We start from the raw sequence: 17,842 nt of genomic DNA, 5'->3' as shown, positions 1-17,842 counted from the left end.
CCGGGACGCTGTCAGAGCTGACAGGTGTCGATCCACCGCTGCCTGGCATTAGCCTGCGCGGCGGCTGCGGGCGGCCTCATGCGCCGTCCGCTGACCCCACGGCGCGAGCCCTGCGAAAGGGCCGCGTCATCGAACGGCAAGACCCATCCACTACGAGGGAGAGAACCCATGAAAGCGATCCAGGCGATCGGATGCACCCTGGCCATCCTGCTGTCCGCCAGCAGCGCCCAGGCCCGCAGCGGCAACACCTACCAGTCCTCCTTGAGCGGCAGCAGCTATGCGGCCTCCGCCACCTGGCAGGGCAGCAGCACGCCTCTGGCCGGCGGCGATCTGGCGCAGTCGGCGCAGATGAACAATCTGATCAACACGGCGCAGGGCTACTACCTGGGCATCCAGTGGGCCCTGAACGATGCGGTGCGGGCCGCGGCGGCGCAGTCCAGTGACGTCACGGTGCAGATGAAGTACCCCTCCGGCGTGCTGCGGGGCACCTTGAACGCCTCGCTGTCGGGCCTGCAGGGCGGGAACCTCCGCTTCAGGATGGACGGTCTGCGCTATGACGTCGTGCTCCAGGCCAACGGGCGTTCGGGGCCGGTGAGCTTCGAGTGCACGGTCTCGCTGAGCATCGGATCCATCGCCGCCACCCTGGACTACAACCCCTTCACCGGCGCCGTCAGCGGCGCCAACGTCACCTTCGAGCCCAGCCAGAGCACGGCCTGTAACAACTCCCTGGGCTGGGTGCCCTGGCTGGGGGACTACATCAACGGCAAGCTCGCCGGCGCGGCCGGGCAGATTGCGCTGGCCACGGGCACCTTCTCCGGCAGGATCCTCGACGTCGCGCCGCAGCAGGCCCTGTTCGGCTTCGTCAACGCCATCCAGCCCAACACCTACCTCTACGGTGGCATCGACGTGGGCATGTACCTGAAGAACAACATCCAGACCCTGTACGTGAACAAGCAGGTGCGGGTCACGGTGGCGGAGCCCGCCTCGTTCTACGTCCCCTCCCAGTACCACCTGCCCAGCCCGAGCACCCGCACCGGCAAGGCTGTGGGCATCGAGTTCCTGGACAACGGGGTCTCCCAGGTGGGCTTCCAGGTCAACCTGACGCGCGCCTTCAACTGGGTGCTGATCTCCGGGGACGAGTAAGCCCCGGCGCGGGCCGCCGCCGCTTCATTCCAGCGCGGCCCGCCGTCCCTGCACCGCTTCCCGCACGATGGGTAGCAGGGCCTGGGTGTCGGCATGCCCCGCTTCCAGGGCGCCGAGGAATTCGCGACGCATGCGCGGATCCCAGAATTTCTGGAGGTGCAGGGCGATGCCCTCCAGGGCTTCGGCATGGTCGGGCATGGCCTGGAAGAAGGTGCCGATCTGGTTGGCCATGCGGACGAGTTTGGCGATGTCCATGGTGTGTCGCGATGCGTGTTCAGTGAGGCGCGGCGCTGGCGCCCTGGGCGCCCAGGTCCAGGCGTTCGGGGTGGCAGTAGACCACCAGATCCTGGCCACGCGCGAAGCCGACCAGGGTCATGCCGGCCTGCGTGGCGGTGGCCACGGCGAAGCTGGTGGGGGCGGAGACCGCCGCCAGCAGCGGCACGCCGGCCATGGCGGTCTTCTGCACCATCTCGAAGCTGGCGCGGCTGGTCACGGCGATGAAGCCTTCGCTGGCCTGCACGCCCATGCGGGCCAGGGCGCCGATGAGCTTGTCCAGCGCGTTGTGCCGGCCCACATCCTCGCGCAGCCAGCGCAGCTCGCCGTCGGCCGAGCACCAGGCCGCGGCATGCACGGCGCCGGTGGCCTGCTGCAGGGTCTGCTGCTCGCAGAACTGGCTCATCGCGTGAGCGATGGCCTCCTGACGCAAGACCTGACCCCCTGTGGCCGGCAGCGCGGGCAGGTCGCGCGCCACATGGGCCAGGCTCTCGGTGCCGCACAGGCCGCAGCCGGTGCGGCCGGCCAGGGTGCGGCGCCGCTCCTTCAGCCGGGCGAAGGCGCCGCTGGCGATCTCCAGTTTCAGCGTGATGCCCTGCGGGCCGGGCTGCTCCTCCACGCCGTAGAGCTCGTCCGGCCCCTGCAGGATGCCCTCGCTGAGCGAGAAGCCCAGCGCGAAGTCCTCCAGGTCCAGGGGCGTGGCCAGCATCACCGCATGGCTGACGCCGTTGTACTCCAGCGCCACGGGGACCTCATCGGCCACCCAGTCCAGCAGCTCCGCGCTGTGGCCGCCGCGCACGCGACGCACCGGCAGCGCGCGGGCGCCCTCGCAGAAGTCCAGCGAGGGGGTGGCGGTGGCGCGCGGGCGTTTCATCGGGGCCTCACTTGCCGCCATGCACGGCCTCCGCGGGCTGCTGCGCGGCGTGCAGCAGCTCCTGCTGCAGGGCATCGAAGCGGTTGAACTCCTTCTGCCACGGCGAGAGGGCTTGAGCCTGCATCACCTTCATCACCTGCACGGCGGTCACCTTGTACTCGGGGCAGTTGGTGGCCCAGTCGGAGTTGTCGGTCGTGATGACGTTGGCGCCGGACTCGGGGAAATGGAAGGTGGTGTAGACCACGCCCGGCTGCACCCGCTCGGTCACCGTGGCGCGCAGCACGGTTTCGCCGGCGCGGCTGTGGATGCCCACCCAGTCGCCCTCGGCGATGCCGCGCTCCTCGGCGTCGTGCGGATGGATCTCCAGCACGTCCTCGCTGTGCCACTGGTTGTTCTCGGTGCGGCGCGTCTGGGCGCCCACGTTGTACTGGCTCAGGATGCGGCCGGTGGTCAGCAGCAGGGGGAACTTGCGGGTGACCTTCTCGTCCGTCGGCACGTACTGGGTGATGATGAAGCGACCCTGGCCGCGCACGAACTTGCCCACGTGCATGATGGCCGTGCCGGCTTCGTCCGTGCTGTCGTTGCAGGGCCATTGCACGCTGCCCAGGCGCTCGATCTTCTCGTAGCTGACGCCGGCGAAGGTCGGGGTCAGCGCAGCGATCTCCTGCATGATCTCCTCGGGATTGCGGTAGTGCATCGGATAGCCCAGGGCCTCGGCCAGCTTGACCGTCACCTCCCAGTCGGCATAGCCGCCCAGCGGGGGCATGACCTTGCGAACGCGGCTGATGCGGCGCTCGGCGTTGGTGAAGGTGCCGTCCTTCTCGAGGAAGCTGGAGCCCGGCAGGAAGACGTGCGCGTACTTGGCGGTCTCGTTGAGGAAGATGTCCTGCACCACCACGCATTCCATGGCCATCATCGCGGCGGCCACGTGCTGGGTGTTGGGGTCGGACTGCACGATGTCCTCGCCCTCGCAGTACAGGCCCTTGAAGCTGCCGGAGAGGGCCGCGTCGAGCATGTTGGGAATGCGCAGGCCCGGCTCGGGGTTCAGCGTCACGCCCCAGGCGGCCTCGAACTGGCCGCGCACGGTGCTGTCGCTGATGTGGCGGTAGCCGGGCAGCTCATGCGGGAAGCTGCCCATGTCGCAGCTGCCCTGCACATTGTTCTGGCCGCGCAGCGGGTTCACGCCCACGCCCTCGCGGCCCACGTTGCCGGTGGCCATGGCGAGGTTGGCGATGCCCATCACCATGGTCGAGCCCTGGCTGTGCTCGGTGACGCCCAGGCCGTAGTAGATGGCCGCATTGCCGCCGGTGGCATAGAGCCGCGCCGCGGCGCGCACCTCGGCCGCCGGCACGCCGCTGGCGGCTTCCAGGGCCTCGGGCGAGTTCTCGGGGCGGGCCACGAAATCGCGCCACTGGGCGTAGCTCTTGGGGTCGCAGCGCTCGGCCACATAGGCCTCGTTGACCAGACCCTCGGTGACGATGACATGCGCCAGCGCGCTGATCACCGCCACATTGGTACCGGGCTTGAGCTGCAGGTGGTGGGCCGCCTGGATGTGCGGGCTCTTGACGAGGTCGATGCGGCGCGGGTCCACCACGATCAGCTTCGCGCCCTCGCGCAGCCGCTTCTTCAGCCGCGAGCCGAAGACCGGGTGGGCCTCGCTCGGGTTGGCGCCGATCACCATGATGACGTCGGCCTTCTCGACCGACTTGAAGGTCTGCGTGCCTGCCGAGGTGCCCAGGGTCTGGCCCAGGCCGTAGCCGGTGGGCGAGTGGCAGACGCGGGCGCAGGTGTCGACGTTGTTGTTGCCGAAGGCCGCGCGCACCAGCTTCTGCACGAGGTAGGTCTCCTCGTTGGTGCAGCGGGAGGAGGTGATGCCGCCGATGGAATCGCGGCCATGCTTGGCCTGGATGCGGCGGAACTCGCTGGCCGCGTGGTTCAGCGCCACCTCCCAGCTGACCTCCTGCCAGGGGTCCTGGATGCTGGCGCGGATCATGGGCTTGGTGATGCGGTCCGGGTGCGTGGCATAGCCCCACGCGAAACGGCCCTTGATGCAGCTGTGGCCCTCGTTGGCCTTGCCGTCCTTCCAGGGCACCATGTTGACGACCTGGCTGCCCTTCATCTCCGCCTTGAAGGCGCAGCCCACGCCGCAGTAGGCGCAGGTGGTGATCACGCTGTGCTCGGGCTGGCCGATCTGGATGACGGTCTTCTCTTGCAGCGTGGCCGTGGGGCAGGCCTGCACGCAGGCGCCGCAGGACACGCAGTCCGACTCCATGAAGGGCTGGTCCTGGCCCGGTGAGACGCGGGCCTCGAAGCCGCGGCCCGAGATCGTCAGCGCGAAGGTGCCCTGCGTCTCCTCGCAGGCGCGCACGCAGCGGTTGCAGACGATGCACTTGCTGGAGTCGAAGGTGAAGTAGGGGTTGGACTCGTCCTTGGGCAGGTCGCAGTGGTGCGCACCGGCCTTCTCACCGACACCGTAGCGCACCTCGCGCAGGCCCACGACGCCCGCCTGGGTCTGCAGCTCGCAGTTGCCGTTGGCGCTGCAGGTCAGGCAGTCCAGCGGGTGGTCGGAGATGTAGAGCTCCATCACGCCCTTGCGCAGCTGCTGCAGCTTCGGGCTTTGGGTCTTCACCTTCATGCCGGCCTCGGCCGGCGTGGTGCAGCTGGCGGGGAAGCCCTTGCGGCCGTCGATCTCCACGAGGCACAGGCGGCAGGAGCCGAAGGGCTCCAGGCTGTCGGTCGCGCAGAGCTTGGGCACCATCACGCCGGCCTCGGTGGCCGCGCGCATCAGCGAGGTGCCGGCGGGCACGGTGACGCTGTGGCCGTCGATCTCCAGGGTGACTTCGCGCTCGGATTCGCGGCGGGGCGTGCCGTAGTCGATCTCGGTGGTGTTCATGGTCATGCCTCCTGCGCGGCTGTCTGGTCCAGCTTTGGCGTGCTCGTCAGGCCAAAGTCCTGCGGGTAATGGTTGAGGGCGGACAGCACCGGGTAGGGCGTCATGCCGCCCATGGCGCACAGCGAGCCGTGCAGCATGGTGTCGCAGAGGTCGCGCAGCAGCACGACCTGCTGCTCGCGGTTCTGGTCGGCGCGCAGACGGTCGATCACCTCGACGCCGCGCGTCGAGCCGATGCGGCAGGGCGTGCACTTGCCGCAGGACTCGATCGCGCAGAACTCCATGGCGTAGCGCGCCAGCTGCGAGAGGTCCGCCGTGTCGTCATGCACGACGATGCCGCCGTGGCCCAGCACCGCGCCCATCGCGGCATAGGCCTCGTAGTCCAGCGGCACGTCCCAATGCGACTCGGGCACATAGGCGCCCAGCGGGCCGCCCACCTGCACGGCCTTGATGGGCCGGCCCGTGGCCGTGCCGCCGCCGAAGCCGTAGAGCAGCTCGCGCAGCGTCAGGCCGAAGGCCTTCTCGACGAGCCCGCCGTGCTTGATGTTGCCGGCCAGCTGGAAGGGCAGGGTGCCGTGCGAGCGGCCCACGCCGTGGTCGCGGTAGAAGGGCGCGCCGCGCGCCAGGATCAGCGGCGCGGCGGCGAAGGTCAGCACGTTGTTGATGACCGTGGGCTGGCCGAAGAGGCCTTGCACCGCCGGCAGCGGCGGCTTGGCGCGCACCACGCCGCGCTTGCCCTCCAGGCTTTCCAGCAGGGCCGTTTCCTCGCCGCAGACATAGGAGCCCGCGCCCTTGCGCACCTCGAGGTGGAAGGCGCGGCCCGAGCCCAGCAGGTTCGCGCCGAGGAAGCCGGCGGCCGTGGCGCGAGCGATGGCCTCGTTCAGCACGGCGATCGAATGCGGGTACTCGGAGCGCACATAGACGTAGCCCCGGTCGGCGCCCACCGCCAGGCCGGCAATGGCCATGCCTTCGATCAGCATGTAGGGGTCGCCCTCCATCACCATGCGGTCGGCGAAGGTGCCGGAGTCGCCTTCGTCCGCGTTGCAGACGATGTACTTCTGCTTGGCCTCGGTCTGCAGCACCGTGCGCCATTTGATGCCGGCCGGGAAAGCCGCCCCCCCGCGGCCGCGCAGGCCCGAATGGGTGATCTCGGCGACGATGCCCGCGCCGTCCAGCTGCAGGGCCTTGCGCAGGCCCGCCCAGCCCTCGTGGGCCTCGTAGTCGGCCAGGGACAGCGGGTCCGTGACGCCCACACGGCGGAAGCTCAGGCGCTCCTGCAGCGCGAGGTAGGGGATCTGCTCGGTGAAGCCGTGGCACAGCGGGTGCGCGCCACCGCTCAGCAGACCGGCGTCGAGCAGGCCGGGCACGTCGGTGGCCTCGACGGGGCCGTAGGCCACGCGGCCCTGCGGCGTCTGCACCTCGACCAGGGTCTCCAGCCACAGCAGGCCGCGCGAGCCGTTGCGGACCAGCTCGATGGCGAGACCTCGGCACTGGCATTCGGCGATCAGGGCGGCGGCGACCTCATCGGCGCCGACGGCCAGCGCGGCAGAGTCCCGGGGGACGAAGACTTTCACGGCGGACATCAGAGGCCCTCCTTCTCAAGCAGGGCGTCGAGCCTGGCCGCGCTCATGCGTGCATGCAGGCGGTCGTTGAGCATCAGGGCCGGCGAGGACGCGCACAGGCCCAGGCAGTAGACGGGTTCCAGCGTCACCGCGCCGTCGGCGCGCGTGCCGTGCGAGCTGCAGCCCAGGCGCTGCTCGGCATGGGCCAGCAGGGCGTCGGCACCGCGCGACTGGCAGGCCTCGGCACGGCAGACCTGCAGCACCGTGCGGCCCGGGGGCTGCTGGCGGAAGAAGTGGTAGTAGCTGACCACGCCATGGACCTCGGCGCGCGAGAGGTTCAGGTGCTCGGCGATGGCGGGCACGGCCTCGGCCGGCACATGGCCCACGGCCTCCTGCAGCGCATGCAGCAGGGGCAGCAGGGCGCCGGGGGCCGGCGGATGGGCCGCCAGCACGGCGGCGAGGGAGTCTTTGGTCTGTTGGTCCATGGCGGAACTCGGGAATGGTGCTGCTCGGGCAGCCTTGCTGCGCATTGTCCCCGTTGGGAGCGACCCTGGCCACGGCCACCCTGGGGGTCGCAGGGCGGCCGGGCGGGGATCAGGCAAAGAACTTCATGACGCTCAGCACCGTCTTGTAGACGCCCCAGGCCAGCGGGACGCCCACCGCGGCCCAGGCCAGCGCAACCCACAGCGGTGAGGTGCCGTGGAAGGTCATGGTGCCGGGGCCGGTCTCGGCGGCGGCGGCACGCTCGTGGGCCAGGCGCTTTTCCTGGGCCAGCTCGGCCTCGCTCATGAAGTGCTTGTCCGCCACGGGGCGCACCAGCAGGTTGCAGATGAGGCCGACCACCAGCATGCCCACCAGGATGAACATGGTCTGGTTGTAGACCTGCTCGCGGGGGAGCCCCAGGCCCAGCTGGTAGTCGCGCATGTAGTTCACCACCACCGGGCCCAGGATGCCGGCCGTGGCCCAGGCCGTCAGCAGCCGGCCGTGGATCGCGCCGACCATCTGGGTGCCGAAGAGGTCAGCCAGGTAGGCCGGCACCGTGGCGAAGCCGCCGCCGTACATCGACAGGATCACGCAGAAGGCCGCCACGAACAGCAGCTTGGAGCCCGCCGCGGCGCTGCCCGGCACGCTGGCGTAGAGCAGGCCGCCCAGCACGAAGAAGACCACGTAGGTGAGCTTGCGGCCGAGCTTGTCGGAGAGGCTGGCCCAGAAGAAGCGGCCGCCGATGTTGAACAGCGAGAGCAGGGCCGTGAAGCCCGCGGCCACGCCGGCGATGGCGGCCAGCTGGGCCTTGTCCAGCTCGCCGAACTTCTGCGCAACGCCGATCAGCGCGCCGCCGAAGACCTCCTGCAGCATGGGACTGGCCATGCCGATCACGCCGATGCCGGCGGAGACGTTCATGCACAGCACCATCCACACCAGCCAGAACTGCGGAATGCCCCAGACCTTCTTCACGTGCACATGGCGCTGGGTGATCATCGCGTTGCTGGTCTGTGCGGCCGGCGGGGTCCAGCCCTCGGGCTTCCAGCCGGAGGCCGGCACGCGGTAGGACAGCGCGCCGCCCATCATGAAGACGAAGTAGACCGCGGCCATCACGACGAAGGTCGAGGCCACGCCCACGTCCGTCGGGGTGGCGAAGGCCTTCATCAGCTCGGCGGCCAGGGGCGAGCCGATCATGGCGCCGCCGCCGAAGCCCATGATGGCCATGCCCGTGGCCATGCCGCGGCGGTCGGGGAACCACTTGATCAGGGTCGAGACCGGCGAGATGTAGCCCAGCCCCAGCCCGATGCCGCCGATCACGCCCGAGCCCAGCAGCATCAGCCAGAACTGGTGCAGGTGTACGCCCAGGGCCGAGAGCAGCATGCCCCCGCACCAGCAGACCGCGCTCACCACGCCGGCCTTGCGCGGGCCCACGCGCTCCAGCCAGCCGCCCCAGATGGCGGCCGAGCTGCCCAGCAGCACGAAGAAGAGGGTGTACATCCAGCCCAGGGTCGAGACCTTCCAGTCGCAGCTGGTGACGAAGAGCTCCTGCCAGAAGCCGATCTCCGGCCCGCACTTGATCGCCTCCTTGATGCCCAGCGCCTTGGAGAGCGGCAGCCAGAACACCGAGAAGCCGTAGGCCATGCCGATGCACAGGTGGATGGCCAGGGCCGCGGGGGGTACCAGCCAGCGGTTGAAGCCCGGCGGGGCGATGATGCGTTCCTTGTCGAGGAAGCCGGGTGAGGCATCGCCCAGCGGGCGGGCGCCTCCGGTGAGGACCGTGGACATGCGTGTCTCCTGCGTGTTGTGCGCACTCGTGCGGTGCGGGGGCGAGTGTTGCCACGCCAGGGAGCAGCGTCCAATTCTTTTACGTGATGAGACGATCAGCGTGCGAAATCAGGGTTGCCCCGGCCCCCCGGACATCCGCCCGCCACATCGCTTGCGCGCAAGAGGATCGGGTGCGGCCGATCCCGGGCGCCCTCAGTCCCGCAGCTCGCCGGCATGCCGGGCGGCCTGCGCCAGCCACTCGGGCTCCTGGGCCAGCTGCAGGGCGGCCTCCAGCGCCCGCGAGGGGCGGCTGGCGCTGTGCAGCATGAAGGCGATGGGGATGCGCACCTCGGGGTGGCTCAGCGGGCGAGCCTCCAGCCCGCCGTGCTCCAGGACCGTGCCCAGCAGGGCGCCGGGCAGCACGCTGCAGACACCGCCTGCCAGCACTGCTGTCACCAGGGTGACGGTGGAGTTGGACTCGATGGCCGGCCGCACCTCGGCCTGCGCCTCGGCGAAGGCGCGGTCGATGATGCGGCGGTTGTGCATCTCCGGGCTCAGCAGGCACAGGGGCAGGCGGGCCGCCTCGGCCCAGGGCAGGGGCGGGCCCATCTGCAGGCCGCCGGTGGACGGCAGCTCGGCACGGCGCACGAGGAAGTAGGCCTCGGTGTACTGCGGCAGCAGGCGCAGGGGCACGCGGGTCTCGGCCATGCGCTCGGTGTAGCCCAGGCCCAGGTCCAGGGCGAGCTGGTCCAGGCCGGTCTCCAGCTCGATGGAGCTCATCGAGCGCAGCGTGGGCAGCAGGCCGGGATGGCGGCGCTGCAGCAGGGCCACGAAGCGCGCGGCGATGGGCATGGCCGTGGGCACGGCGCCCACCAGCAGGTGCCCCTGGGGCGCGTCGGCGCGGCTCTTGAGGTCCTGGTCCAGCAGCTCCTGCTCGCGCAGCATGCGCCGGGCGCTGTGCAGCACGCGCTCGCCCTCGGCACTGAAGCCCTCGAAGCTGCGCCCGCGCTTGACGATGGCGCAGCCGTAGTGCTCCTCCAGGGCGCGCAGCGCATTGGACAGCGCGGGCTGCGTGACATGGCAGGCCAGCGCGGCGCGGCCGAAATGCTTGTGGTCGTCCAGGGCGACGAGGTAGCGCAGGGCGACGAAGAGGTTCATGAGAAGGGGTTGGCAGGGTCGGCCCAGAGCTCGGGCCGCTGCAGCGGGGTCTCGGGGGTCAGCAGGGGATTGTCCAGCTTCAGCACCTGGCGGTGCGGCACGTCCAGGCGCTGCAGCAGCGCTCGGAAATGCTGGGTGAAGAGGGCCTGGAAACTGTGCTCGGCAATGGCCCTCTCCAGGCCCAGGCGCAGGTCCTCTGCCAGCTGCGGGAAGCGCGGGCTGACGAAGAAGTAGCTGGCCGTGGGGTAGCGCAGCATCAGCCGCGGCGCGATGACGAGGTCCAGGGTGCGGCCATAGCGCAGCAGCTCGTCCTCGATCTCCATCACCGAGCGCGGGAAGTAGTCGATGCGGCTGCGGGCCAGCATCTGGAAGAGCTTCTCGTACATGCTGGCCGTGCCGACCGGCAGACCGTTGTGGCGCAGGATCTCCGTGTCCGGCCAGTCGTGCATCTGGCCGGCCTGCAGCTTGCGAAGCGCGTCCAGGCTGCGGATGCGGGTGAAGCGGTCCAGGTCGGCCGCGCGCACCAGCAGCAGGCGCCAGCCCAGGATGCCGCGGTCCAGGGGAAGGCGGACCGACAGCAGCGACTTCTCGCGCTCGCGGCTGGTCATGCTCCACAGCAGGTTGATGTCGCCCCGCCCGAATTCCAGCTCGCGCAGGCCCCGGCCCTGGGTCATGGCCGTGCCGCTGGCATGGACCTCGTAGGCATGGGGGCCCTGGGACAGGGCCAGGCGCAGCACGTCCAGCATGTAGTTCAGCTGGGGGTCATGGAAGGCTTCGTGCTCGGGGTACACCACGCGGGTCACGGGCTGGGCCCGGACCACGCCCGGCGCCAGCAGGCTCAGCAGCAGGCCGCGGCGGGAAAGCAGGGGGGGCGGGTAGGGCATGCGGTTCACGCAGGGGCGTCCGGGCCTCAGGAGAACTGCGCCGGATCTGCCCACAGCTCCGCCCGCTGCAGCGGCGTCGCGCTCGGCAGCAGGGGATTCCTGAGGGTCAGTTCACGCCGCTCGGCCAGGCGCAGGGGCTTGAGCCGTGCGCGGAAGTGGCTCATGAAGAGGCCGTGCAGCATGCCCTCGTCCAGCAGGCGATCCAGGCCGCGCTGCAGGTCGGCCGCGAGGGCCTGGTTCTGGCGGTTGACGAAGAAGTAGTTGGCCGTCGGGTAGCGCAGCATCAGCCCGGGGGCGATCATCAGCTCGTGGGCCGAGCCGAACTGCTGCATCTCGTCCTGGATCTCCAGCACCGAGCGCGGGAAGTAGTCCACCCGCCCCCGGCTGAGCATGGTGAAGAGGCTGCCGTAGACGCTGGTCGTGCCCACCGTCATGCCGTTGGCGCGCAGGATGGCGGTGTCCGGCCAGTCGTGCAGCTGGCCTGCGGTCAGGTCCCGGAGGGTCTCCAGGTTGCGGATGGCGGCGAAGCGCTCGGCGTCGCTGCGCCGGATCAGCAGCAGGCGCCAGCCCATCAGGCCGCGGTCGATGGGGATGCGCACCGGCAGCAGCAGCTGCTCGCGCTCCTCGCTGGTCATGCTCCAGAGCAGGTCCAGGTCGGAGCCGCCGCCGGCCAGTTCGCGGATCGCCCGTCCCTGGCCCACCGGCTTGCGCACCGGCTGCAGGCGGTAATGGCCGCCGCTGCGCTCCAGGGCCAGGCGCAGCACGGCCAGGTGGAACTGGTGGATGGGGTCCTGCGCATCGGAGTCTGCATAGCTCGGGTAGCCGATCACGGCGTCCGCCGCCCCGGCGCCAAGGGGGCAGGCAAGCAGGCTCAGGAGCAGGCAACGTCGATCCATCGTCAGGTACTGCGTGATTGGCAACGATTGTGAAAGCGCACCGCGCGACTGTCATCCCTCTCCCGCCACAGAGGGCTTGCGGAGTGTGAAGGACGGCGCTGCAATTGCAGTATGAGCCCAGTTCTCCATGCCGACCTGCCCCGTTTCGTCGCCTTCGGCGAAGCCTTGACGGACCTCATCTGCACCGGCCTGGACAGCTGGATCAGCCGCTGCGGCGGTGCGCCCTGGAACGTGGCGCGGGCCCTGTCCACCCTGGGCGAGCTCTCGGCCTTCGGCGGGGCCGTGAGCTGCGACGTCTTCGGCCAGGCCCTGTGGCAGGAGAGCATGGACGCCAGCCTGGACCCGCGCTTCCTGCAGCAGGTCGAGCGCTCGCCGCTGCTGGCGGTGGTACATGAAACCCACCCGCCGCGCTACTTCTTCGTCGGCGACGACAGCGCCGACCTGCACTTCCACCCCAGCGGCCTGCCCCAGGGCTGGCGGCAGTTTGTGCGATGGGCGCATTTCGGCGGCATCAGCCTCAACCGCGAGCCCCTGGCCGGCCGCCTGGTGGAGCTGGCGGAGTCGCTCAAGGCCCAGGGCGTGACCATCAGCTACGACCCCAACTACCGCCAGGGCATGGACAACCGCTACGACGACACCCTGGAGCGCATGAGCCGCCTGGCCGACGTGATCAAGGTGTCCGACGAAGACCTCTGCGGCCTCTTCCGCAGCCCCACGGCCCACCTGGGTCTGGGCCAGCTGGCCGCCTGGAACCCGCAGGCCCGGCTGCTCTACACCCGCGGCGCCGAGGGCGCGACGCTCTACAAGGGCACGCAGGAATGGTCGGCCAATGCCCTGGCCGTCGAGGTGGTCGACACCGTAGGCGCGGGCGATGCCGCCATGGCCGGTTTCATCTACGCCTGCCTGCACGAGGATGGCGAGGAAGCCCAGCTGCGCTTCGCCATGGCCGCCGGCGCGGCCGCCTGCCTGCAGGCCGGCGCGCGCGCGCCCAGCCTGGCCGAGGTGCGCGCGCTGGCTGCGCAGGTTCAGCTGCTGGCCTGAGCGTCGGGGCGCTGCGGCCAGGGCCGCTGGCGGTCCGCCAGCAGGTCTTCGAGCTGGCGGCTCAGGCGCAGCACGCCGAGGTCATCGAAGCGCCGCCCCACCACCTGCACGCCGATGGGCAGGCCCGCGCCCGTGAAGCCCGCATTGAGCGTGGACGCCGGCTGCTCGCTCATGTTGAAGGGCAGGGTGAAGGCGATGTGCTCGAAGGGGCGCTGCGGGTCGTGGATGGGGCTGGCCCATTCCGCCGGGAAGCTGGGCACGGGGCTGGTCGGCGAGATCACGAAGTCGAAGGGCTGGCAGGCCGCCAGCGCCGCGTCGCGCAGGGCGGCCATCTGGCTGTAGCCGTGGAAGAGCTCGCTGGCCGTCAGCTGGGCGCCGCGATCCACCCAGGCGCGGATGTAGGGCAGCACGCGGGCGCGGCGCTCCTCGGGCAGGGCCGAGATGTCCAGCCAGGAGCGCATGCGCCAGAAGGCGTCCAGGCCGTCGATCATGGCGCGGGTGGAGCAGGGGCCCATGGGCAAGACCTGGCACCCGGCCGCCGCCAGGCGCCGTGCCACCTCGTCCACGGCGGCGGCGACCTCGCTGTCCACCGTCAGGCCCCAGCCGGCGTCTCGCATCAGGCCGATGCGCAGGCCGCGCAGGTCCAGCGTGAGGTCCAGCCAGGGCAGCTCCTGCGGTGGCAGGCTCATGCCGTCGCGCCAGTCGGGGCGGGCCAGGGCGGCCATCAGCAGGGCGGCGTCCTCGACGCGCCGGGTCATGGGGCCGGCCACGCGCCCCGCGAAGGGCGGCTTGATGGGGATGCGCCCCAGGCTGGGCTTGAGCCCGAAGAGCCCGCACCAGCCAGCGGGCAGGCGGATGGATCCGCCGATGTCCGTGCCCACGTGCAGCGGTCCGTAGCCCGCGGCGGCGGCGGCCGCGGCCCCGGCGCTGGAGCCGCCCGGGTTCTTGCGCAGGTCCCAGGGATTGCGGGTGAGCGGGTGGAAGCTGGAGAGTCCGGAGCTGAGCATGCCGTAGTCCGGCATGGTGGTCTTGGCGAAGAGCACGGCGCCCAGCTCGCGGGCCCGGGCGGCGGGGGGCGCGTCATCGGCGGCGGGCTGCAGCTCGGTGGCGGCCGTGCCCAGGGGGACGGGCGTGCCGCGGCTGGCGATGTTCTCCTTGAGCGTCAGCGGGAGGCCGTCCAGGGTGATGCGCTGGCCGGCTACGGGCACGGCCAGCGGCTCGCCGCGTGCCCAGCGGGCCTCGGAGGCGCGTGCGGCCTCGCGTGCGGCGTCGAAGTCGGGGGCATACAGCGCCTGCAGCTGCGGCTCCCAGCGCTGCACATGGGCGGCCAGGCTGTCCAGCACCTCGACGGGGCTGAGCTCGCGCGACTCATAGGCCCGCAGCAGGCGCAGGGCCGGCCATTCGTGGACGGCAGTGGGGGTCAGGTCTTGCATCGGGGTCTCATTCCCAGCGCAGGGCCGCCAGGTCGTTGACGAAGATGGGCATGCCGGTCCACAGGCCCTTGAGCCGGGCCTGCGCCACGGTGATCCACTGCGGCTGGTAGAGCCAGGCGGCCACGGCGTCCTCGGCGATGCGGCGCTGCATCTCGCCCAGCAGCTTGAGGCGCTCGGCCTCGCGCGTGCTGGCCAGGTAGCGCTGCCACAGTTCGTTGAAGGTCTTGCTCTCGTAGCCCCAGTAGTAGCCGGGCTTGGCGAAGTTGCCCAGGTCGAAGGGCTCCACATGCGAGATCAGGGTGAGGTCGTAGTTGTGGGCGCCATAGACGCCGGACAGCCACTGCGCCCACTCCACGTTCTCCAGCTTCACCTGCACGCCCACCTGCGCCAGCTGCGCCGCCACCAGCTCGCCGCCCTGGCGGGCATAGGGGGCGGGGGGCAGCTTGAGCGTCAGTGCCAGGTCCCTGACGCCGGCCTCCTTCAGCAGGGTGCGGGCCCGGGCGGGGTCGTGGGGGGTGAGGCCGGTGAGGTCCACGTAGCCCGGTGCGTCGGGCACGTAGTGGCTGCCGATGGGCAGGCCGAAGCCATCCGCGGCGACGGTGATCAGGGCCTTGCGGTCCAGGGCCATGGACAGGGCGCGGCGCACGCGCACGTCGTCCAGCGGCTTGCGCCGGTGGTTCATGGCCAGCAGGGTCTTGGCCCGAGAGCCGGCGATGATCAGCTGGAAGCGCTGGGGCTGACGCTTGAACTGCTCCAGGCTGCGCGCCGCGGCCACGCGGGGGAAGGCGTCGACGTCGCCCGACAGCAGGGCCGCCATCTGCGCGGCCGGGTCGCTGATGAAGCGGAAGGTGGCGCGGCGGATGGGCGGCAGGGGCTGGCCCCGCTGGGCATAGCCCTCGAAGGTCTTGAGCTGCAGGCTGGCGCCACGCACCCAGCCGGCCATCTGGTAGGGCCCGGTGCCCACCGGCTGCTGGGCGTTGGTGGCCACGCTTCTGGGCTCGACGATGGCGGCGGTGGCCTGGCCGATCAGGAAGAGGAAGTCCGGCTCGGCCTGCTTCAGCACGAGGACCAGCACTTCCGGCTCCGGATTGCCGATCACCGCGATGTTGGCGAAGACGCGCTTGTCCTTGTTGGTGCTGGCCTCGCCGCCGGCCCGCTCGAAGCTGAACTTCACCGCGGCTGCCGTGAAGGGCTCGCCGTTGTGGAAGCGCACGCCGCGGCGCAGGCGGAAGGTGTAGGTCCGCAGGTCCGGCGAGACCTCCCAGGAGAGCGCGAGGCCCGGCCCCACCTGGCCGTCCGGGCCGATGCGGGTGAGGGTCTCGAAGACGTTGTAGTGCACCACCTCGGCGATGGCGGAGGCCGCGCCCACGGTGGGGTCCAGGCCCGGGGGCTCCAGGGTCATGCCGATCACGACGGCGTCGCGCCCGCGGGGCTGGGCCAGCGCGGGCAGGGCCAGGCTGGCGCCGAGGACGCCCAGAGCGGGCAGGGCATGCAGGAGATGGCGGCGGTCCATGGCCGCCATCATGGCATGGGCGGCGGGCTCAGCCGCGCGGGTCCAGCCAGTCCCGCAAGCCGTCGGCCAGCAGCTGCAGGCCCAGCACGGACAGCATCAGGCACAGGCCCGGCAGCAGGGCCAGCTGCGGGGCCTCGAACAGCCAGGTCTGGGCCTCGGCCAGCATGCGGCCCCAGCTGGGCGCGGGCGCCTGCGTGCCCAGGCCCAGATAGGCGAGGGCGGCCTCGGCCAGCAGGGCCAGGGCGAACTGGTTGCTGGCCAGCACCAGGACGGGCGAGGCGATGTTGGGCAGCACATGGACGCGGGCGATCTGCCAGCCCGGGCGGCCGAAGGCGCGTGCCGCCCGCACATAGTCGCGCTGCCACTGCACCCGCGCCGCCGCGCGCACCAGGCGCAGGCAGGCCGGCACGCCGTGCAGGCCGATGGCGAGCATCGCCACACCCATGCCCGGCCCGAGGCTGGCGGCCATCAGGATGGCCAGCAGCAGGGCGGGAAAAGCCTGGCCGAGGTCGCCGAGGCGGCTGATCAGCCGGTCCAGCCACCCGCCCTGCGAGGCCGCCAGCAGGCCCAGCGGCAGGCCCAGGCCCAGGGACAGGCCCGTGGCGATCAGGCCCACGCCCAGGGCATTGCGGGCTCCGCCCAGCAGCAGCGAGAGCAGGTCGCGGCCCAGGGCGTCGGTGCCCAGCCAGTGGCCGGGGCCGGGACCCTGGAGGCGCCGGTCCAGGTCCACCGGCAGCTGGCCGGCCTCAGGCAGCAGCAGGCTGGCCGCCGCCGCCGCCATCAGCAGGCCCCACAGCGTCAGGCCGGCCAGCAGCCGGGGATGGCCGCGCAGCCGCTGCAGGAGGGATGGCGGCAAGACCTGACCCTCAGTCATGCGCTGCCTCCGGCCGGCGCAGGCGCGGGTCCAGCCAGGCATTGAGCAGGTCCACGGCCCAGTTCAGCAGCAGCACCAGGGCCACCAGCAGCATCACCGCATTGCGCACCACGACCAGGTCGCGGTTGGCGATGGCCTGGGCGATCAGCTGGCCCAGGCCGGGCAGCTGGAACAGCGTCTCGATCAGCACGGCGCCCGCCAGCAGGCCGGCGAACTGGGTGCCCAGCTGGGTCAGCACCGGCACGAGGGCGTTGCGCAGCACGTGGCGCAGCAGCACGCGGCCCTCGGGCAGGCCGCGGGCGCGGGCCGCGCGGACATAGTCCTCCTGCAGCACGTCCAGCAGGCTGGCGCGCAGCAGCCGGGCCAGCAGGGCGGTCTGGGTGAGGGCCAGGGCGAGGGCGGGCAGCAGCAGGGCCTGCAGCGCCGGGCCCCAGCCACCGCCCAGCTCGGCCTCCCAGCCGGGGAAGCCGCCTGCGGGCAGCCACTGCAGGCGCACCGCGAACAGCCACATCAGCCCCATGCCGAACCAGAAGGCCGGCAGGGCCAGGCCCAGCTGGCTGAGGGCCAGCAGGAGGTGGTCCACCCAGCGGCCGCGGCGAGCGGCAGCCAGCAGGCCCAGACCCAGGGAGGCCAGCACGGTGAGCGCCAGCGCCAGGCCGCTGAGAGGCAGGCTCAGGCGCAGGCGCTCGGCCAGCATGGGCGCCACGGGCGTGCGGTAGGCGTAGGACAGGCCCATCTCGCCGCGCACCAGGCCGGCGATCCACTGCCCATAGCGCTGCCAGGCCGGCTGGTCCAGGCCCAGCTCGTGGCTCAGGGCCTGCACGGCATCGGGGGCGGCATCGGGCCCCAGCATCAGCGCGGCGGCGTGGCCCGGCAGCAGCTCCAGGCTGGCGAAGACCAGCACCGAGGCCAGGGCCAGGGTGAGGACCAGGTGCAGGCTGGGACGGAGCAGGGCGGGCATGCCGGCATTCTGCATGGCCGGGCCGCATCCCCCACCGGAGGGAGCACCCCCCCATCGCCTGTTCGATGAGCGCATCGGCAGTCCCGGTGTCCT

15 protein-coding genes are annotated in these 17,842 nt (G+C 71.2%); 2 read left to right on the top strand and 13 right to left on the bottom strand.

The annotated features are described in order from the left end of the window. Positions 1-168 precede the first annotated feature (168 nt). Positions 169-1,143 carry a hypothetical protein gene (locus O9Y01_RS15055; protein WP_269632423.1) on the top strand — a complete coding sequence of 325 codons (975 nt, stop codon included), beginning with the start codon at positions 169-171 and terminating at the stop codon, positions 1,141-1,143. A 24-nt stretch (positions 1,144-1,167) separates the two neighbouring features. Here the strand turns inward: O9Y01_RS15055 and O9Y01_RS15050 are convergent, their stop codons facing one another. The 9 genes from O9Y01_RS15050 to O9Y01_RS15010 form a co-directional block, all read right to left on the bottom strand. Next, positions 1,168-1,398: a formate dehydrogenase subunit delta gene (locus O9Y01_RS15050; protein WP_269632422.1), complete on the bottom strand. Its 231-nt coding sequence runs from the start codon at positions 1,396-1,398 to the stop codon at positions 1,168-1,170. 19 nt (positions 1,399-1,417) lie between these two features. After that, positions 1,418-2,290 (bottom strand): formate dehydrogenase accessory sulfurtransferase FdhD, encoded by an 873-nt coding sequence (gene fdhD, locus O9Y01_RS15045; RefSeq protein WP_442952760.1) that lies wholly within the window; start codon positions 2,288-2,290, stop codon positions 1,418-1,420. A gap of 7 nt (positions 2,291-2,297) precedes the next feature. Beyond that, positions 2,298-5,189, bottom strand: a complete 2,892-nt coding sequence (gene fdhF, locus O9Y01_RS15040; protein ID WP_269632420.1) for a formate dehydrogenase subunit alpha — start codon at positions 5,187-5,189, stop codon at positions 2,298-2,300. Continuing rightward, positions 5,186-6,763: a formate dehydrogenase beta subunit gene (locus O9Y01_RS15035; RefSeq protein ID WP_269632419.1), complete on the bottom strand. Its 1,578-nt coding sequence runs from the start codon at positions 6,761-6,763 to the stop codon at positions 5,186-5,188. Before O9Y01_RS15035 ends, fdhF begins: the two co-directional genes overlap by 4 nt. Continuing rightward, positions 6,763-7,227: a formate dehydrogenase subunit gamma gene (locus O9Y01_RS15030; RefSeq protein WP_269632418.1), complete on the bottom strand. Its 465-nt coding sequence runs from the start codon at positions 7,225-7,227 to the stop codon at positions 6,763-6,765. The genes O9Y01_RS15035 and O9Y01_RS15030 overlap by 1 nt, the downstream gene beginning before the upstream one ends. A gap of 109 nt (positions 7,228-7,336) precedes the next feature. Beyond that, complete coding sequence (locus tag O9Y01_RS15025; RefSeq protein WP_269632417.1) at positions 7,337-9,010, bottom strand: OFA family MFS transporter; 1,674 nt, start codon at positions 9,008-9,010, stop codon at positions 7,337-7,339. Positions 9,011-9,202: 192 nt separating this feature from the next. Next, positions 9,203-10,147, bottom strand: coding sequence for a LysR family transcriptional regulator (locus O9Y01_RS15020; RefSeq protein ID WP_269632416.1), 945 nt, complete (start codon positions 10,145-10,147; stop codon positions 9,203-9,205). Continuing rightward, complete coding sequence (locus tag O9Y01_RS15015; RefSeq protein WP_269632415.1) at positions 10,144-11,031, bottom strand: hypothetical protein; 888 nt, start codon at positions 11,029-11,031, stop codon at positions 10,144-10,146. The genes O9Y01_RS15020 and O9Y01_RS15015 overlap by 4 nt, the downstream gene beginning before the upstream one ends. A 26-nt stretch (positions 11,032-11,057) precedes the next feature. Then, on the bottom strand, positions 11,058-11,927 hold the full coding sequence (locus O9Y01_RS15010; RefSeq protein WP_269632414.1) for a hypothetical protein: 870 nt from the start codon (positions 11,925-11,927) through the stop codon (positions 11,058-11,060). Positions 11,928-12,038: 111 nt separating this feature from the next. Between O9Y01_RS15010 and O9Y01_RS15005 the strand changes: the two genes are divergently transcribed. Further along, positions 12,039-12,968, top strand: coding sequence for a carbohydrate kinase family protein (locus O9Y01_RS15005; RefSeq protein WP_269632413.1), 930 nt, complete (start codon positions 12,039-12,041; stop codon positions 12,966-12,968). Here O9Y01_RS15005 and O9Y01_RS15000 read toward each other — a convergent pair. Genes O9Y01_RS15000 through O9Y01_RS14985 form a run of 4 tightly spaced genes read right to left on the bottom strand, consistent with a single transcriptional unit; the run spans position 12,953 to position 17,749 of the window. Further along, a complete protein-coding gene (locus O9Y01_RS15000; protein ID WP_269632412.1) occupies positions 12,953-14,401 on the bottom strand; it encodes an amidase in 1,449 nt (482 codons plus the stop codon). The genes O9Y01_RS15005 and O9Y01_RS15000 overlap by 16 nt on opposite strands. Before the next feature lie 7 nt (positions 14,402-14,408). Further along, a complete protein-coding gene (locus O9Y01_RS14995) occupies positions 14,409-15,914 on the bottom strand; it encodes an ABC transporter substrate-binding protein (protein WP_269632411.1) in 1,506 nt (501 codons plus the stop codon). A gap of 28 nt (positions 15,915-15,942) precedes the next feature. Beyond that, entirely contained in the window at positions 15,943-16,788 is an 846-nt protein-coding gene (locus O9Y01_RS14990; RefSeq protein WP_269632410.1) for an ABC transporter permease, read from the bottom strand. Then, a complete protein-coding gene (locus O9Y01_RS14985; RefSeq protein ID WP_269632409.1) occupies positions 16,781-17,749 on the bottom strand; it encodes an ABC transporter permease in 969 nt (322 codons plus the stop codon). The genes O9Y01_RS14990 and O9Y01_RS14985 overlap by 8 nt, the downstream gene beginning before the upstream one ends. Positions 17,750-17,842 lie beyond the last annotated feature (93 nt).

This window comes from Pelomonas sp. BJYL3 (assembly GCF_027257975.1).
GTDB classification, from domain to species: domain Bacteria; phylum Pseudomonadota; class Gammaproteobacteria; order Burkholderiales; family Burkholderiaceae_C; genus Roseateles_B; species Roseateles_B flavus.
Note: the sequence above shows the minus strand (reverse complement) of the source record. Positions and strands in the feature narration are given on the sequence as shown.

Coding starts and splice junctions, on each gene's coding strand:
- O9Y01_RS14995 (WP_269632411.1), bottom strand. CDS start 15,914: ATGGACCGCCGCCATCTCCTGCATGCCCTGCCCGCTCTGGGCGTCCTC.
- O9Y01_RS15025 (WP_269632417.1), bottom strand. CDS start 9,010: ATGTCCACGGTCCTCACCGGAGGCGCCCGCCCGCTGGGCGATGCCTCA.
- O9Y01_RS15015 (WP_269632415.1), bottom strand. CDS start 11,031: ATGCCCTACCCGCCCCCCCTGCTTTCCCGCCGCGGCCTGCTGCTGAGC.
- O9Y01_RS15035 (WP_269632419.1), bottom strand. CDS start 6,763: ATGTCCGCCGTGAAAGTCTTCGTCCCCCGGGACTCTGCCGCGCTGGCC.
- O9Y01_RS15055 (WP_269632423.1), top strand. CDS start 169: ATGAAAGCGATCCAGGCGATCGGATGCACCCTGGCCATCCTGCTGTCC.
- O9Y01_RS15000 (WP_269632412.1), bottom strand. CDS start 14,401: ATGCAAGACCTGACCCCCACTGCCGTCCACGAATGGCCGGCCCTGCGC.
- O9Y01_RS14985 (WP_269632409.1), bottom strand. CDS start 17,749: ATGCCCGCCCTGCTCCGTCCCAGCCTGCACCTGGTCCTCACCCTGGCC.
- O9Y01_RS15030 (WP_269632418.1), bottom strand. CDS start 7,227: ATGGACCAACAGACCAAAGACTCCCTCGCCGCCGTGCTGGCGGCCCAT.
- O9Y01_RS15005 (WP_269632413.1), top strand. CDS start 12,039: ATGAGCCCAGTTCTCCATGCCGACCTGCCCCGTTTCGTCGCCTTCGGC.
- O9Y01_RS15050 (WP_269632422.1), bottom strand. CDS start 1,398: ATGGACATCGCCAAACTCGTCCGCATGGCCAACCAGATCGGCACCTTC.
- O9Y01_RS15010 (WP_269632414.1), bottom strand. CDS start 11,927: ATGGATCGACGTTGCCTGCTCCTGAGCCTGCTTGCCTGCCCCCTTGGC.
- fdhF (WP_269632420.1), bottom strand. CDS start 5,189: ATGACCATGAACACCACCGAGATCGACTACGGCACGCCCCGCCGCGAA.
- O9Y01_RS15020 (WP_269632416.1), bottom strand. CDS start 10,147: ATGAACCTCTTCGTCGCCCTGCGCTACCTCGTCGCCCTGGACGACCAC.
- fdhD (WP_442952760.1), bottom strand. CDS start 2,290: ATGAAACGCCCGCGCGCCACCGCCACCCCCTCGCTGGACTTCTGCGAG.
- O9Y01_RS14990 (WP_269632410.1), bottom strand. CDS start 16,788: ATGACTGAGGGTCAGGTCTTGCCGCCATCCCTCCTGCAGCGGCTGCGC.